The sequence below is a fragment of the Alteromonas sp. BL110 genome (genome assembly GCF_003443615.1).
Classification (GTDB): Bacteria; Pseudomonadota; Gammaproteobacteria; order Enterobacterales; family Alteromonadaceae; genus Alteromonas.
In genome coordinates this window covers 131,548-147,049 of record NZ_CP031967.1, presented here as the reverse complement: position 1 = coordinate 147,049, position 15,502 = coordinate 131,548, and the positions used below count along the sequence as shown (strand labels likewise).

The following is a 15,502-nucleotide window of genomic DNA, read 5'->3' as shown; positions in this document are numbered from 1 at the left end:
AATAAGGACTTTTTTCATGGCATTACATCCGCAGGCTGGAGAGCATGCAGCAAAAGAACAACTCATTAACGTACCACAGTTAGTGAGCCAGTATTACAGCTACAAACCGGATATGAATGACCCGGGCCAAGCGGTATCCTTCGGTACTTCTGGCCACCGAGGTACGGCGTCAAACGCTACCTTTACTGATACTCATATCAGTGCAATTTGCCAAGCTCTGGTAGAATACCGCAAGCAGGAAGGTATCGACGGTCCGCTATTCGTTGGTAAAGATACCCACGCGTTATCTGAGCCGGCCATGATTACTGCCATAGAAGTTTTATGTGCCAATGGTGTAGATGTTGTGGTGCAACGTGCAGACAACGAGAGCATGGGCTACACGCCAACACCTGTTATTTCCCGCACTATCATTCGTTATAATCGTGCTGGTAATTCAGACAAGGCGGACGGGATCGTCATTACGCCTTCTCACAATCCTCCATCAGACGGAGGCTTTAAATACAACCCTCCACACGGCGGTCCTGCAGATAGTGACGTAACTAAGCAAATTCAAGATCGCGCTAACACGCTAATTGCTGATGGCAACAAAGATATCCAGCGTATCGATATCCGCCAAGCTACCGAGCGCAAACTGGTACGTGAAGAAGACTTTATGGAACCGTATATCGAAGACTTAGCAAATGTCATCGATATGGAAGCGATTGCACAAGCGAACCTAAAACTAGGCACAGACCCACTAGGTGGCGCTGGGGTAGGATATTGGTCGCGTATTTCTGAGAAATACGGGTTAAACATCACGGTGGTTAACGATGCTGTCGACCCTCAGTTCGGCTTTATGCGCCGCGACAAAGACGGCAAGCTTCGCATGGATTGTTCATCTGCTTACGCCATGGCAGGGTTAATCGAACTTAAAGACAATTTCGATTTAGCGTGGGGCAACGACCCAGATTTCGACCGCCATGGTATCGTGTGCAAAAGTGCAGGGCTTATGAACCCTAACCATTATTTGGCCGTGGCAATAAATTACCTTTATACCCACCGTCCAGACTGGCCAAGTGACTTGAATATCGGCAAGACACTAGTATCTAGCAGCATGATTGACCGCGTAGCGAATAGCTTAGGTAAGCCGCTGGCTGAAATGCCTGTAGGCTTTAAGTGGTTCGTAGACGGGCTATCTAACAGCACTATTGGTTTTGCTGGTGAAGAAAGTGCGGGTGGTATTTTTCTAGAACGTAACGGTAGCACTTGGGCTACAGATAAAGATGGCTTTATTCTTTGTTTATTAGCAGCAGAAATTCTAGCCGTTACAGGCAAAGATCCCGGCGAGCACTACAACGCGCTTACGGAAAAGTTTGCATCACCGGTATACAGTCGTGTTGACGTGGCGGCAACTCTCGAGCAAAAGCAAAAACTTTCGGCGATGGATGCCTCTGTAGTTACCAGCGATACACTAGCAGGCGAGCCTATTACTTCAGTGCAAACTCATGCGCCGGGTAATAATGCAGCCATTGGTGGCGTCAAAGTATCAACAGAAAATGGCTGGTTTGCAGCGCGCCCCTCTGGCACAGAGCAAATCTACAAAATTTACGCAGAGAGCTTTAATGGTGAAAGCCACTTACAAGAGTTAATTGGCGAGGCTGAAGCACTGGTAGGCAAAATTATCAAATAAGTTCAAAAATAAAGCGCTTTAATGCTCGACCTGTAAATAAAATGTTAAAAGCCGCATGATTGCATACGAATTCATGCGGCTTTCTTGTAATTTTAACAAAATAATTACAACATTTAGTGCGAGGCACTGCTATATTGCTGTCATATTCTGAAGTTATTCTGTAATTAAATTACGTTTTCGGTGTGTAAACACCACTTCTACTTAAGAGTGAGACGCAAAATGAACGCAAAAGCGACCAAAACGCAACCCTCTCCAGCGATCGATAAGGCTGCATTCAAAGCAGCCGTTATCAAACATTTACACTGCACGCTCGGCACCGACGAAAATAAAGCAAACAATCACGCTTGGTGGAAAGCAACCTGTGCAGCAATTCAAGAGCAAGTACTTGAAGGATTGCGCAAGACGCAAAAGAGTCACTATTTGAACGACACCCGCGCCGTTCATTACTTTTCGGCCGAATTCCTAATGGGCCGTTTACTTTCGAATAACCTGCAAAATTTTGGCTTGTTCGACGTTGCCGGTGGTGCTCTGAAAGAGCTAGGCGTTGAGATTTCAGATATTCTTGAAGAAGAGCCAGACATGGCCCTTGGTAACGGCGGTCTTGGCCGATTAGCGGCGTGTTTTATTGACTCTCTTGCTACCATGGAATTGCCTGCTATTGGTTATGGTATTCACTACGAACACGGTTTGTTCCGACAGGAAATTAAGAGCGGTGCACAAATCGAGCGGCCTGATAGTTGGCGTGATTACGGTAATCCTTGGGAAATTTGCCGCCCAGAATCTATACAAGAAGTTTCTCTTTATGGTTATGTAGAAACTAAGTATGGCGAAAATGGTCGCGTGCTTAAAGAGTGGCACCCTGGATCCATTGTAAAAGGTGTACCGTGGGATATTCCGGTTGTAGGCTATGAAGGTAAAACTGTAAACGTACTGCGTTTGTGGCAGTCTGAAGCGTCTGATTACTTCAACTGGGACGTATTTAATGCAGGTGGTTACGTTGATGCACAGCGTGAAAACGTGCAGGCAGAAACTATCTCAAAAGTGCTTTATCCAAACGATGAAACCGAAGCGGGTAAAGAGCTACGCCTTATTCAGCAATACTTCTTCTGCTCGTGCTCGCTTAAAGACATTATTCGTCGTTACAAACGCGCCCACGGTGACGATTGGAGTCGTTTTGCAGATCAGGTTGTTATTCAGCTTAACGACACACACCCAGCTATTTCAATACCAGAACTAATGCGTATTCTTGTGGATCGCGCAGAGTTAGGTTGGGATGAAGCGTGGGGTATTTGTACGAAAGTATTCGCCTATACTAACCATACCTTGCTGCCAGAGGCACTAGAAAAGTGGCCTGCGCGCATGATTGAGAAAATTCTTCCTCGTCACCTGGAAATCATTTATGAAATCAACCACCGCTTTATGGCAGAGGTTGATAAGAAGTGGCCTGGCGACAATGCTATGAAAGCTAAGCTTTCAATCATCGAGGAAGGTAACGAGAAGATGGTGCGTATGGGTCACCTTTCGGTAATTGGCTCGTTTGCGGTTAACGGCGTGGCAGAAATGCACTCTCGCCTTGTTAAATCATCGCTTTTCCCCGAATTTGACGAACTGTACCCGGGTAAGCTTACTAACGTGACCAACGGTATTACGCCACGTCGCTGGTTAAAAGCGTGTAACCCTGGGCTGTCTAAGCTTATTGATAAGAAAATTGGTGATGATTGGCCGCGGGATTTAGACAAGCTTCAGGGCTTGGCAAAATTCGCAAGCAACAAAACGTTCCAAAAGCAATTCATGAAAGTGAAGCTTGAGAACAAAGAGTTGCTCGCAGAAGAGATTCGCAAGTCACTGGATATAGAAGTAGACGTAAATGCTATTTTCGATGTGCAAATTAAGCGTTTGCACGAGTATAAGCGTCAGCACTTAGCACTACTAAATATTATGGCGTTGTACCGTCGTATTCTTGAAAATCCTGATTACGATATGCACCCACGTGTATTTGTATTCGGTGCAAAAGCAGCACCGGGCTACAAGCTTGCTAAGGACATTATTTATGCGATTAATAAAGTCGCTGACAAGATCAATAACGACCCGCGCGTAAATAACAAGATCAAAGTGGCATTTTTACCAAACTACCGCGTGTCATTGGCTGAGAAAATGATTCCTGCGGCCGACGTATCTGAGCAAATCAGTACGGCAGGTAAAGAAGCATCAGGTACAGGTAATATGAAGCTTGCACTAAATGGTGCGGTTACTATTGGTACCCTCGATGGGGCGAACGTTGAAATCGCTGAAGAAGTAGGCGATGACAACATCTTTATCTTTGGTCTTACTGTAGAAGAAGTAAACGAACTTAAAGCCAGCGGCTATAACCCGCATGATTACTACTATAAAGATCCTGAAATTAAAGCTGTGCTGGATTGGTTAGAAACCGATTATTTCACTCCGGGTAAACCAGGTGCTTTGGTATCTATTAAGCAAAGCTTGCTAGATAACGGCGACCCCTACATGGTACTAGCGGATTTCCGCGCCTATTCTGACGCGCAGATTGCCGTCGATGCCGCGTATCGCGATAAAGAACGCTGGGCAGAAATGGCGATTATTAATACAGCGAAAATGGGTAAATTTACCTCAGACCGCTCAATCCGTGACTACGTAGAGCGCGTTTGGAAACTTTCACCGTGTAAGATTGAAAGCTAATCGCAGAAGCGTATAGAAAGAACCCGGCAGTGTTAAAATTGCCGGGTTTTTTTATTACCTTTTAAAAAGCGTCTATATTGTTATATCAAGCAATATCTTACTGCATTGCCTTATTCGAAACATTCGCTTGTTATCTTATTAACCATAATTAACTAGTTACGGGCCAAGCAAGGGGACAGAATAAGAAAATGTTGTGTAAAAGCATAAGAAGGTATGCAAAATAATACGCAAGTGTCGTTGCGCCATTTGTATCGACATGGTCTTATATAAGTAGTTGTTTTTAGTACCTAGAAGCGTAAAGCTCAAGGAAAACATCATGAGCCAACATACATCACTGGCAACCATCCCCAATCGCTATGCGTTTATCGATAGCGTAGTAAAACGAGCGTCTCAAAGCACGTCTATTTCTTTGATGCTGGTTGATGTTGTGCGTTTTTCAGATGTAACAACGAGTTTAGGCATTCACGTAGGTGACCGTTTCCTTCTTGAAATTGCCAACCGTATCCAACACCTTTTTGGGCAACATGTGCTTATTGGCCGAATCAGTGGTGATGTATTTGGTATTGTTTTTCCCAATGAAAACAAAGAAGCCGTGATGCGACAAATGTTCGAGCGCCTTGTAGAGCATTTCAAAACACCTATGCATTATGATGGCACGGCATTTATCGCTGATTTTAATGTGGGTGTGGTATGCGGCGAAAAAGACGGGTTTGAGATTACAGCGTTTATTTCACGGGCAGAATCTGCGTTAAAGCAAGCCAAAGAGAATAAATACGAAAACTACTTTGCACTGACCAAGTCAGACAAATCTGATACTGGCAGAAGTTTGGCGCTAAAAGCGGACCTAAAGCGAGCACTTTCTCAAAATGAACTTGAGCTTTATTACCAACCCAAAGTTGATTTGAACACCCTTCATGTAGTGGGGGCTGAGTGCCTGTTGCGTTGGAACCACCCTCTCGATGGTGTTCTGTTTCCAGGTCCTTTAATTGAAGCGGCAGAATCATACAACATGATGAATGAGCTGGGCTATTGGACGCTGGAGCAAGCATTCAGAGCACTCGCTGAACTAGACGTGCTGAGAATGCCCATTGTACTGTCGGTAAACATTTCACCTACCCAGCTCTATGACAATCAATTAATACCTACATTGACGATGTTAAGCGATACGTACGGTTTGCCGCTGTCCCTTATCGAATTAGAGCTCACAGAAGACGTCGCGCTATCCAATTCACTAATGGTGAAAAAACAGCTAGATGAGTTAAGAAGTCTCGGAGTCGCTATTTCGGTAGATGACTTCGGCAAGGGGTATTCTAATCTTGCCTATATTCGTGACCTAGATATTGATGCTCTTAAAATAGACAAATCTTTTGTGATGGAGTTAGAAACACATCCGGTCAATAGGGCGATTATTGAAGCCGCGAAAGTAATTGGGCGTGCCAAAGGCTGTTGCGTGGTCGCTGAGGGCATTGAAACCGTAGAGCAGCTTCACATTCTGCGAGAAGTTGGGATATCCCAGGGGCAGGGATATTTGTTCTCTCGTGCTGTACCCTTTACTGAATTTGTTCAACTTACCCAGCAAGAGATCATCATAGGTAGTTCGCCAAGAAGGGCACAGGCCTGACTACTATCAGCGCCTATCAATCCTAATCAACCTAAGTCGTCTTTTAGTTTTTTGTACCTTTGCACCGGTTTTACCCCAACCTAGTAAACCGTATCAGGTCAGATCTTGTTTTTTACCCCATCATTACACAGTCGCGCATTCAACTAGGATTTCGCTGCCAGTGCGTGAAAGCGTTATTTATTAGTTACAGCCCAACGCAATAAAACCTTGAGATTAGATGATTTTGATAGACTGTCTGGGTACACTTGAGCCACTCGAGATTAGACAAAGTCAACAAAGCTCACATTTATGCAAGAACTTATCGAAAACGGCCAATTTTTAACACTTTCTCGCCGCCAACCGGCGTTATTCGAGCGCGCTCACCAATTTACGTTAGCTAATGGCACTGAGGTTAGTATCACTGCGCCTGGCATCATTAGTTTTTCCGTACAGCCTACCTCTACGCCCAATAAGCGCATTGTTTTGTCCTGTGGAGTTCACGGAAACGAAACAGCGCCTATCGAAATTTGTGATGACTTGGTTAAGGGTATTCTTACTGGGGCAATTACGCTTGCACACGATGTACTGTTTTTATTCGGTAATTTGCCGGCCATGGATATTGCTGAGCGCTTTGTCGAAGAGAACATGAATCGATTATTTAGCGGGGCGCATTCAAAAGGCGAAGGCCTAGTGAACGCTGAGCGCGTGCGCGCTAAGCAACTTGAAGAGGCGGTGGCGTCTTTCTTTGAAGCAGCTGAAGGCACCCGTTATCACTATGACCTACATACGGCGATTCGCGCCTCTAAAAATGAAAAGTTTGCGGTTTATCCTTATCTTCACGACAGAGTTCACAGCAAAGGCCAGCTAGCCTTTCTAGCAGCATGCGGCGTGAAAACTATCCTTCTTTCTGAAAGCTCAACCACCACGTTTAGCTATTTCTCTTCGTATCAATATAACGCCCATGCGTTTACCGTTGAACTTGGAAAAGTACGCCCATTCGGGCAAAACGACATGAGCCGATTTGCCGATGCTAAAAACGCACTTACGCAGCTTATAACTCAAAAAGACTTTGCGCCTTCGGTGAATATGGAAGACCTTGATATCTATCGCGTTAACCAGATTATAAATCGCAACGAAGAGCAATTTACGCTTCATTTCGACGACGATACACCAAATTTCACTGACTACGCTAAAGGCACTGTGTTGGCGTCTGAACCAAACAAAGAGTACGTAGCAGAGCAAGACGGTGAAGCCATTGTATTTCCTAATGCGAAAGTTGCCATAGGGCAACGAGCCTTATTAACCGTTGTACCTACCACATTGGATAAGTTAGATGTTTAAACTTGATAGTCGTTTACACAATGATACATTTTTTGTCTGTGATCTCTCGCTGTGTCGTGTACTGTTAATGAACGACAGCCAGTTTCCGTGGCTAATACTGGTGCCTATGAAAAACGATATCGCGGAAATTATCGACTTATCAGAAAGTGAGCAGGTGGTCTTACTAAGAGAATCTGCGCTGGCTTCAAAAGCGATGCAAGCCATATTTTCACCATTAAAACTAAATGTAGCGGCATTAGGTAACGTGGTAAGGCAGTTACATGTACACCACGTCGCCCGTTTTGAAAACGACTGTGCTTGGCCAAAACCTGTGTGGGGCAATCAGCCTACAGTGGCCTATGCCAGCGATGAAGCGCAGGCGCTTGTTGAGACCATCAAGCAATGGTTTAAAGATAACAGCTAGGGGCGTATGCCTGAATAGCGGTAAATTAACAATTCACATTAAAAGGAGTTACGCATGATTGTTTCAACTACCCCAACCTTAGAAGGTCACAAGATTGAAGCCTACTACGGTATTGTTGTGGGCGAGGCTGTAATGGGCGCAAATGTGTTTAAAGACCTCTTCGCATCTATTCGCGATATCGTGGGTGGTCGTTCAGGGTCTTATGAGGAAGAGCTTACTACTGCACGCAAGTTAGCGTTTACCGAACTAGAACATGAAGCAAGAAGCATGGGTGCAAATGCTGTGGTTGGTATCGACCTAGACTATCAAGTGATTGGTGATAAAGGCAGTATGCTAATGGTGAGTATCAGCGGTACAGCAGTAAAAACGACGCCTGTATAAGTACAAAAAGTGTATATATTTTAAATTATGCGCTTTTAAATCAAACGAAGCGAGGTCTTTAGCCAGTTGGACATCAACAGTGGCAATGCCTCGCTTTTTAGTTTTTGTTTACCCTCAAAAAAACCTGATTAAGGAAATAGAATGCTAAGAAAATGGATGTTTGTCCTATTTGCCGCATGCTCCTGCCAACTATTTGCGCAGGATGGCCTTCAGTATCAAAAACCGTCTAAAGAAATTCTAGATTTAGTAGATGTTACGCTAGCGCCGGCTACTCTTGTGGATGATGCACAGAAGAATATGGTGCTGTTGTTCCGCGATAACTATAAGTCGATAGAAGACTTATCTAAAGAAGAGCTTCGCTTAGCAGGCCTTAGAATTGACCCTGTCACCAATATTGGCAGTCGCGTCACTTACTACAATAAATTAGAGGTTCAGCGCGTAGGGAGTCAGGACGGTATTACTGTTAAAGGCATGCCTGAAACTCCGCGTTTAACTAACTTTTCGTGGTCACCGAATCAGCGCTATATGGCGTTTACTCACACTACAAATGAAGGTGTAGAGTTATGGGTGCTCGATATAAAAGCAGCGGCAGCGAGAAAGCTTTTTGACAAACCCATTAACGCGAATATGGGTGATACCTTAAATTGGAATGCAGATAGTCTTTCTCTTTTGGTTAAAGTCGTGCCTAAAAATAGAAAAGACTTAATCGACACCAGCGTAGCTGTGCCAACAGGCCCAACGATTTCAGTGAGCGACGGTAAAAAAGCACAAAACCGCACATACCAAGACTTGCTGAAAAACAAAAACGACGAGTTTAATTTTGAGCAATTAGCCCGTTCTGAAATTTATAACGTGCCATTGAAAGGAGAGCCTTCACCTTGGTTAGCGTCAGGGATGTATGGCAATATTAGCGTTTCCCCGGCCGGTGACTACGTAATGGTTGAGGAGTACAAGCCCCCGTTTTCTTATTTAGTGACCTACCGCCGCTTCCCCCACACTATTAGCTTGTATAATAAAAATGGAACGCTAGCTAAAACACTTGTCGACGTTCCGCTTATCGAAGACTTACCACAAGGCTTCATGGCTGTTCGTACCGGACCTCGCGATGTACAGTGGCGCAACGATAAACCAAATACAATTGTGTATGCTGAAGCGCTAGACGGCGGAGACCCAGACATAGAAGTAACGCACCGAGACAAGCTCATGCAGCTTGAGCCGCCATTTAGTGGCGAAGCTGAGCAAATTCTAAAAACAGAAGACAGATTTTATCGTTTTATTTGGAGCAACGACAGCCTTGCGGTAGCGATGGATTATTGGTGGAATACTCGTAATCTTAAAACCTATTTGTTCAGCCCTGATCAAAGTAAACCTGCGAAGATTATCTCAAACCGAAGCTATCAGGATAAATACAGCGATCCAGGCAGTTTTGTTACTCGCAAAAATGGATACTTCAAAGATGTCCTTGCGTTAGATGGAGAGAATGCGTTTTTGCTGGGAGATGGTTTTACGCCTGAAGGGCAGTTCCCGTTCTTAGATAAATTAAATCTTAAAACCCTTGAAACATCGCGGGTATATTCAAGTGAGTACACCGACAAATTTGAAGATTTGCGCGATTTCAATATGGAAAATGACCGCTTGCTGGTAAGAATAGAGTCTAAGCGAGACTACCCGAACTACTATTTCCGTAACTTAAAAGATAACACGCTGACTCAGCTAACCCACTTTGAAAACCCTTTCGAAAGCATTCAAAACGTCAAGAAAGAAGTGATTACGTACAAGCGTAACGACGGCTTAGATTTAACAGGTACCTTGTATTTGCCAACAGATTACGAAGAAGGCAAACGCTACCCAATGATCCTATGGGCCTACCCAGAAGAATTTAAGGATAAATCGAGCGCAGGCCAAAATACACAAAACCCTAATCGTTTTATTTATCCATGGTACGGCTCGCCTATATATTGGGTAACCAAAGGCTATGTTGTGTTAGACGATGCTTCTTTCCCTATTGTAGGGGAAGGGGATGAAGAGCCCAACGACACTTTTAGGACTCAGTTGGTTGCCAACGCAAAGGCAGCAATTGATGCGCTAGACGAAAAAGGACTTATTGACCCAGCGCGAGTCGCAGTAGGCGGTCATAGCTATGGTGCGTTCATGGTGGCAAACCTGTTGTCTCATTCAGATTTATTTGCAGCCGGAATTGCACGCTCTGGTGCCTACAATCGTACACTGACGCCATTTGGCTTCCAGTCAGAAGAACGCCATTACTGGGATGCGCCAGAAGTGTATTACACCATGTCGCCATTTATGCACGCTGAGAAAATGAAGACGCCACTTTTACTAATACATGGCGAAGCGGACAATAATTCGGGAACGTATCCTATGCAAAGTGAACGTTATTTTAACGCACTGAAAGGCTTAGGCGCAGTGACGCGATTAGTTATGTTGCCTAAGGAAAGTCATGGCTACCGTGCAAAAGAAAGCGTATTGCACACCCTGTGGGAGCAAGACCAGTGGCTTGAAAAGTATGTGAAAAACAAAGGCACTAAACAAGCACAATAATCTAGACTATATATTGTTAGCATGATTAAAAAAGGTGGCACTGTGAAGTGACCACCTTTTTCTTTTGCTGTACAACTCATTTTTATTTGGGCAGTTTTACTGCCAATAGATTAGGTATTTATCTAGCGCTTATCTGTGCCCATCTTTTCTTCTAAGGTCGCATCGCTAGTACTCGTATCAACATCACCTTTGTCAATAGCAATAGTATCAATAATTACGGCACAAGCCGCGTCACCGGTAATGTTCAGGGCGGTACGGATCATGTCAAAAATCCTGTCGAGGGCAAACAACAAAGGTAAGCCTTCAATAGGAATGCCTGCAGCGAGCAATACGGCAACGACCAGGAATGACGGCCCGGGTACACCTGCTTGCCCAACGGCGCCAAGAGTGGAAGTTAGGATAATCGCAATATAAGCACCCATTGATAAATCAATATTGAAAAGCTGCGCAAAAAACACCGCCACTAAGCCGTAATAGATGGCGTTACCGCTCATGTTGATAGTGGCACCTAACGGCAATACGAACGACGCCGTTGCATTTCTTACACCGAGTTCGTTTTCCACAGTATTCATAGTAACAGGCAGCGTTGCCATAGATGATGCAGTTGATAACGCCACTGCCTGCGGCTTTTTCATCGCAACAAGAAAAGACTTAGCCGAGGTTTTTGTGAATAACTGAACCAATAGGGGGTAGACCACAAAACCAAACACTAAAATAGCAGCAGTAAACACTAAGAAAAGTTTGAACACCACCATGAGCGCGGAAAAACCGAATGTGCCTACTGCTTCTGCCATCAAGCCAAAAACGCCGATAGGGGCAATTTTCATTACGCAGTTAATCATCCACACCATGGCATCAACAATGGTGTTTACCCCATTTAAAATAGGCTCTCGGTTCTTTTTAGGCTGCTTGGAAAGGGCAAGACCGAAGAATAAGCAAAACACTAAAATTTGTAGAATGTTAGCGTTAGTTAATGATGCAAACACATTGGTCGGGATCATGCCTGTTACGGTTGCCCAAAAAGAAGGGAGTTCACCTTTAGAGGCATATTCGCCCGAGAACATGCTCTGTACCGATGATACGTCGATACCTATACCCGGCTTAAATACTTCACCCATTATTAGCGCAAGTGCTACGGCAAGGGCCGAGGTTAAGCCAAAATAGGCCAGAGTGGATAACCCCACTTTTCCTGCGTTGGTGCTGTTACCAAGCCCCGCTGCACCAGAGATAAGTGCCACGGCCACCAGTGGAATAACCAGCATTTTTATAAGGTTGATAAAAATAGCTCCCAAAGGTGCGAACATTTCAGCGCTTGCACCCATAAAGGCGCCAACGGCAGTACCGATGAACATAGCAATGACAACTTGCACGCCTATGTTGCTAAGTAAGGATTGTTTATTAGACACGTCTAGAACCTCTTAGAGTGTGTATTTGTATTGGGAAGATAGTGAACGGTCTGTGTTATCAGTCAGACTAAACGGCTTTCCTTGCATCACAAGGTATCTAACAACACCTAATTTAAAGGAAATGAACTAGGAGTTCGCTTTAAGCGCCACTATCGGTAACAGAGCTTTAAGAAGAAGCTACTTCACGTTTTTTTGCCGTTATCGCTATTATTATTATGTGCGCTAGGCTTTTCATTGTTTGTAACTGAGTTTTTATGACTTAAGCCCTGAGCGCTAGAATCCTGAGTAACCTGTGTTTGCACTAACGGGGTATTGTCGCCGCGCTTTTCAGACTCAGCATGTAGGTGGTCAGTATCTCTTTTTGGATTGTCGTACTCGTCACCATCTTCATCATCAAAAGGCTTAGAGGGGGTAGGGAATTTAAACTTAGCACTGTATTTAAGTAACGTGATATTTCCAATAACTACGCCCAATACTAAAACAATAACGATAATGACCCAGGTAGTACTCATATAAATTCCGTAGGCTAGCGCCCTTTGTTCAAAACGTAGCGATTATACAAGTTAGGCAGCTGCGGCAAAATACATGCTTTACCTTCTATATCGCTTTGTTCAATGGCTTGTGTAAAGCCGTCTAGGTTTCTGGCATTTTCAAAGTTACTTGCTGTGCTTTTAAAGCTCAAATGCCAAGGTTCAATGGCCACACCTCCACGGTTGACTGAGAAAGGTCGGTAGAAACCGAACTGTTCCATATTATCAGCTAGCCAACAGGAAAGATTATGGCAAGGGCCGCCGCTAAGGTATTCGCTTTCTACAAGACTAAAGTCGCCGCCCCAATTATGCACAGCTGCTCTGTCATAAACGTCAATATCGGTACCCCAATGATGACGACTGCCGCCAGGTAGCGCAGACCAGGTCAAAATAGCATGAAGTTTTTCATGGTCACTTAGCGTTTCGAAAGAGAGTTCTGTACCGTTGTTATCAAGAAGTTGCGCTTTCCCCGTCCACTTGCGGTTAAAAATGGCGGTTTGTCTGTCAAAATCGCGAAAACTACTGACTAACTGTAAGTCTACACCGTCGTTATGCGCCGCATCTTGCATAGCAAGAAAGGGGGAAATGACATCCTGATGAAGCCTATGGCCATTGCCAGCATCAACAAGGTAGTCGTTGTGCTGGCCTAGCCATGCGTGTTGCGGTATCTGATTCATATAAAACAAAAAAGGCTATTTAGCCAGTAAGCGTTCTAAAATACCGAAGTACATATCGGCAAGCTGTTCTAAATCAGCCATTTTTACGCATTCGTCAATTTTATGAATAGTGGCGTTAACAGGGCCTAACTCTATAACTTGTGCACCCGTAGGCGCAATGAAGCGACCGTCAGATGTGCCACCGGCAGTAGAGAGTATTGTAGGTGTGCCTTTAACTGCTTCAATCGCACCTTGCGTCGCCTCTAATAGCGCACCGGTATCGGTCAAAAATGGCTGACCGTTAAAGGTCCAGTTTATTTCGTACTCGAAATCGTGGGCATCTAAAATAGCGGTGACACGTTCAATAAGAAGTTGGTCGGTCACTTCTGTTGAAAAACGGAAGTTGAAGCAAACGTGGAGTTCGCCCGGTATCACATTACCTGCGCCCGTACCTGCGTGAATGTTTGAAATCTGGAAGCTGGTGGGTGGGAAGAAGTCGTTACCGTTATCCCAGTGTGATTTTGCTAATTCATCAAGTGCTGCCATAGCGCTGTGCACAGGGTTGTTCGCTAAATGAGGATAGGCAACATGACCTTGCACGCCCTTTACAACTAAATCACCAGTTAATGAGCCCCTACGACCATTTTTGACAATATCACCGACTTCATCTGTTGAAGAGGGTTCACCAACAATACACCAGTCAATCTTTTCATTTCGGGCTTCTAGGGTGTCGATTACGCGAGTGGTACCGTTAATAAATGGGCCTTCTTCATCGCTCGTGATAAGGTAGGCAATACTTCCCTTATGGTTTGGGTACTTGTTAACAAATTCGCGGGTGGCGACTAGCATAGCAGCAAGGCTGCCTTTCATGTCGGCAGCGCCGCGGCCGTGCAAATAGCCATCAACTTCTGTCGCGATAAAGGGTGGTGTTTTCCACGCCGATTCTGGGCCGCTCGGTACCACATCGGTATGACCAGCAAAACAAAATACGGGGCCTTCTTTACCTCTGCGAGACCACAGGTTAGTGGTGTCTTCAAACACCATAGTTTCATTATTAAACCCTAGCGTGCCTAAAAACTCACTCATGGCCTCTTGGCAGCCTGCATCTTCTGGCGTGACAGAGCGGCGGTTTATTAATTGCTTTGCAATTTCAATAACAGAGTCGTTTAACAAAATATTTCCTCATACTGTGCAGGCTTAAACCCAATGTGAAAAGCATTGTCGTGATAAAGAATAGGGCGTTTAACCATAGCAGGGTGAAGCTCTAGCAAGGCTAATGCTTTATCTTTATCTAAGCTCGCTTTCTCTTGCTCTTCTAGCTGACGATAGGTTGTCCCACGTTTGTTCAGCATCGCTTCCCAGCCAAGCTCAGATTCAGCGCGTACAAGAAAGTCGTTGTCGATACCGTCTTTGCGGTAGTCGTGAAAGGTGAACGCGATATCGTTATCTGCTAACCATTTTTTTGCTTTTTTGATGGTGTCACAGTTTGGGATCCCATAAAGGATTGTGCTCATGGTGATTTATTCCGTACTACATTGTTGTTTATCGATAAAGACACGGCGGTAAGCGTGCCATTAAGTCTAGTCTTGATACCGGTGCATAAAAAGAAAAACGCTAAGCGCGTCTTGAGCACCAACAGGATTTCAGCTGTCGAGTTTTCTTATTTGCTACATCATACAAGCAGTTGGTACGTTGTTAAACTTACTCTCGATGGTTTTTTAAAAGTGAAAAACTGTGTACAGGTTAATGATGAAGTTATAAATAGAGTGTTAGTAGTGTATCTTCACCGGCTTCTACGAATTTTTGGTGGGTACGCAGTACACCGATGAGCGCCTGAGCATTAAGTATAGTTAACGCACAGGTGTTGCTTACACCACGCTGTTTCAGCCAGGCTGCATTTACGGTAAAAAGCACCTGTTTGGGTTTAATTTGCTCGCCACGTTTTAATGAGCTGACGAATTGTGCGCCTAGCAGATGTGTTGTATCACCGCCGTATTTAATTTTGCATTTAAGACCAGCGCTAGACTGAATATCGATGGCGTAATCTAACGGCGAAATATTAATTACTTTGCCAGCAAAGGGCGAAATTACGGTATTTGAATTAGAACTTATTGCTGCGCCTGGCCCCATAAGCCCATTTTTGTAAAAAGGGTCATCAATATCCGAAAGCGATACTACCTTCCCTGAAAACGGACTTAAGGTAGCAAATTGCTTGGCAAAACTGTCTGGCGCGTACTGTAATTGCTTAGCGTTCACGGTT

At 44.5% G+C, this 15,502-nt stretch carries 13 protein-coding genes; 7 read left to right on the top strand and 6 right to left on the bottom strand.

The features are described 5' to 3' along the window. Positions 1-16 precede the first annotated feature (16 nt). The 7 genes from pgm to D1814_RS00590 all read left to right on the top strand — a co-directional run bounded on the left by pgm (position 17) and on the right by D1814_RS00590 (position 10,650). Positions 17-1,669 (top strand): phosphoglucomutase (alpha-D-glucose-1,6-bisphosphate-dependent), encoded by a 1,653-nt coding sequence (pgm, locus tag D1814_RS00620; RefSeq protein WP_118489642.1) that lies wholly within the window; start codon positions 17-19, stop codon positions 1,667-1,669. Positions 1,670-1,888: 219 nt separating this feature from the next. After that, positions 1,889-4,366 carry a glycogen/starch/alpha-glucan phosphorylase gene (locus tag D1814_RS00615; protein WP_118489641.1) on the top strand — a complete coding sequence of 826 codons (2,478 nt, stop codon included), beginning with the start codon at positions 1,889-1,891 and terminating at the stop codon, positions 4,364-4,366. 316 nt (positions 4,367-4,682) lie between these two features. Then, positions 4,683-5,987, top strand: coding sequence for a putative bifunctional diguanylate cyclase/phosphodiesterase (locus tag D1814_RS00610; protein WP_118489640.1), 1,305 nt, complete (start codon positions 4,683-4,685; stop codon positions 5,985-5,987). A 288-nt stretch (positions 5,988-6,275) separates the two neighbouring features. Further along, a complete protein-coding gene (gene astE / locus D1814_RS00605) occupies positions 6,276-7,307 on the top strand; it encodes a succinylglutamate desuccinylase (protein ID WP_118489639.1) in 1,032 nt (343 codons plus the stop codon). After that, positions 7,300-7,710, top strand: coding sequence for an HIT domain-containing protein (locus tag D1814_RS00600; RefSeq protein ID WP_118489638.1), 411 nt, complete (start codon positions 7,300-7,302; stop codon positions 7,708-7,710). The genes astE and D1814_RS00600 overlap by 8 nt, the downstream gene beginning before the upstream one ends. Positions 7,711-7,764: 54 nt before the next feature. Further along, positions 7,765-8,091: a heavy metal-binding domain-containing protein gene (locus D1814_RS00595; RefSeq protein ID WP_025254804.1), complete on the top strand. Its 327-nt coding sequence runs from the start codon at positions 7,765-7,767 to the stop codon at positions 8,089-8,091. A gap of 141 nt (positions 8,092-8,232) precedes the next feature. Then, on the top strand, positions 8,233-10,650 hold the full coding sequence (locus D1814_RS00590) for a S9 family peptidase (protein ID WP_118489637.1): 2,418 nt from the start codon (positions 8,233-8,235) through the stop codon (positions 10,648-10,650). A gap of 122 nt (positions 10,651-10,772) precedes the next feature. On the opposite strand, the gene D1814_RS00585 is transcribed toward D1814_RS00590, so the two are convergent. From D1814_RS00585 to D1814_RS00560, 6 genes are all read right to left on the bottom strand, one after another. Then, positions 10,773-12,056, bottom strand: a complete 1,284-nt coding sequence (locus tag D1814_RS00585) for a dicarboxylate/amino acid:cation symporter (RefSeq protein WP_232368946.1) — start codon at positions 12,054-12,056, stop codon at positions 10,773-10,775. Between the two features lie 182 nt (positions 12,057-12,238). Then, a complete protein-coding gene (locus D1814_RS19505; protein WP_232368945.1) occupies positions 12,239-12,568 on the bottom strand; it encodes a DUF2897 family protein in 330 nt (109 codons plus the stop codon). Between the two features lie 14 nt (positions 12,569-12,582). Then, complete coding sequence (locus tag D1814_RS00575) at positions 12,583-13,263, bottom strand: M15 family metallopeptidase (RefSeq protein WP_118489636.1); 681 nt, start codon at positions 13,261-13,263, stop codon at positions 12,583-12,585. A 15-nt stretch (positions 13,264-13,278) separates the two neighbouring features. Continuing rightward, on the bottom strand, positions 13,279-14,415 hold the full coding sequence (dapE, locus tag D1814_RS00570) for a succinyl-diaminopimelate desuccinylase (RefSeq protein WP_118489635.1): 1,137 nt from the start codon (positions 14,413-14,415) through the stop codon (positions 13,279-13,281). After that, a complete protein-coding gene (locus D1814_RS00565) occupies positions 14,409-14,756 on the bottom strand; it encodes an ArsC family reductase (RefSeq protein WP_118489634.1) in 348 nt (115 codons plus the stop codon). The genes dapE and D1814_RS00565 overlap by 7 nt, the downstream gene beginning before the upstream one ends. Before the next feature lie 241 nt (positions 14,757-14,997). Then, positions 14,998-15,498: a PTS sugar transporter subunit IIA gene (locus D1814_RS00560; protein ID WP_118489633.1), complete on the bottom strand. Its 501-nt coding sequence runs from the start codon at positions 15,496-15,498 to the stop codon at positions 14,998-15,000. Positions 15,499-15,502 lie beyond the last annotated feature (4 nt).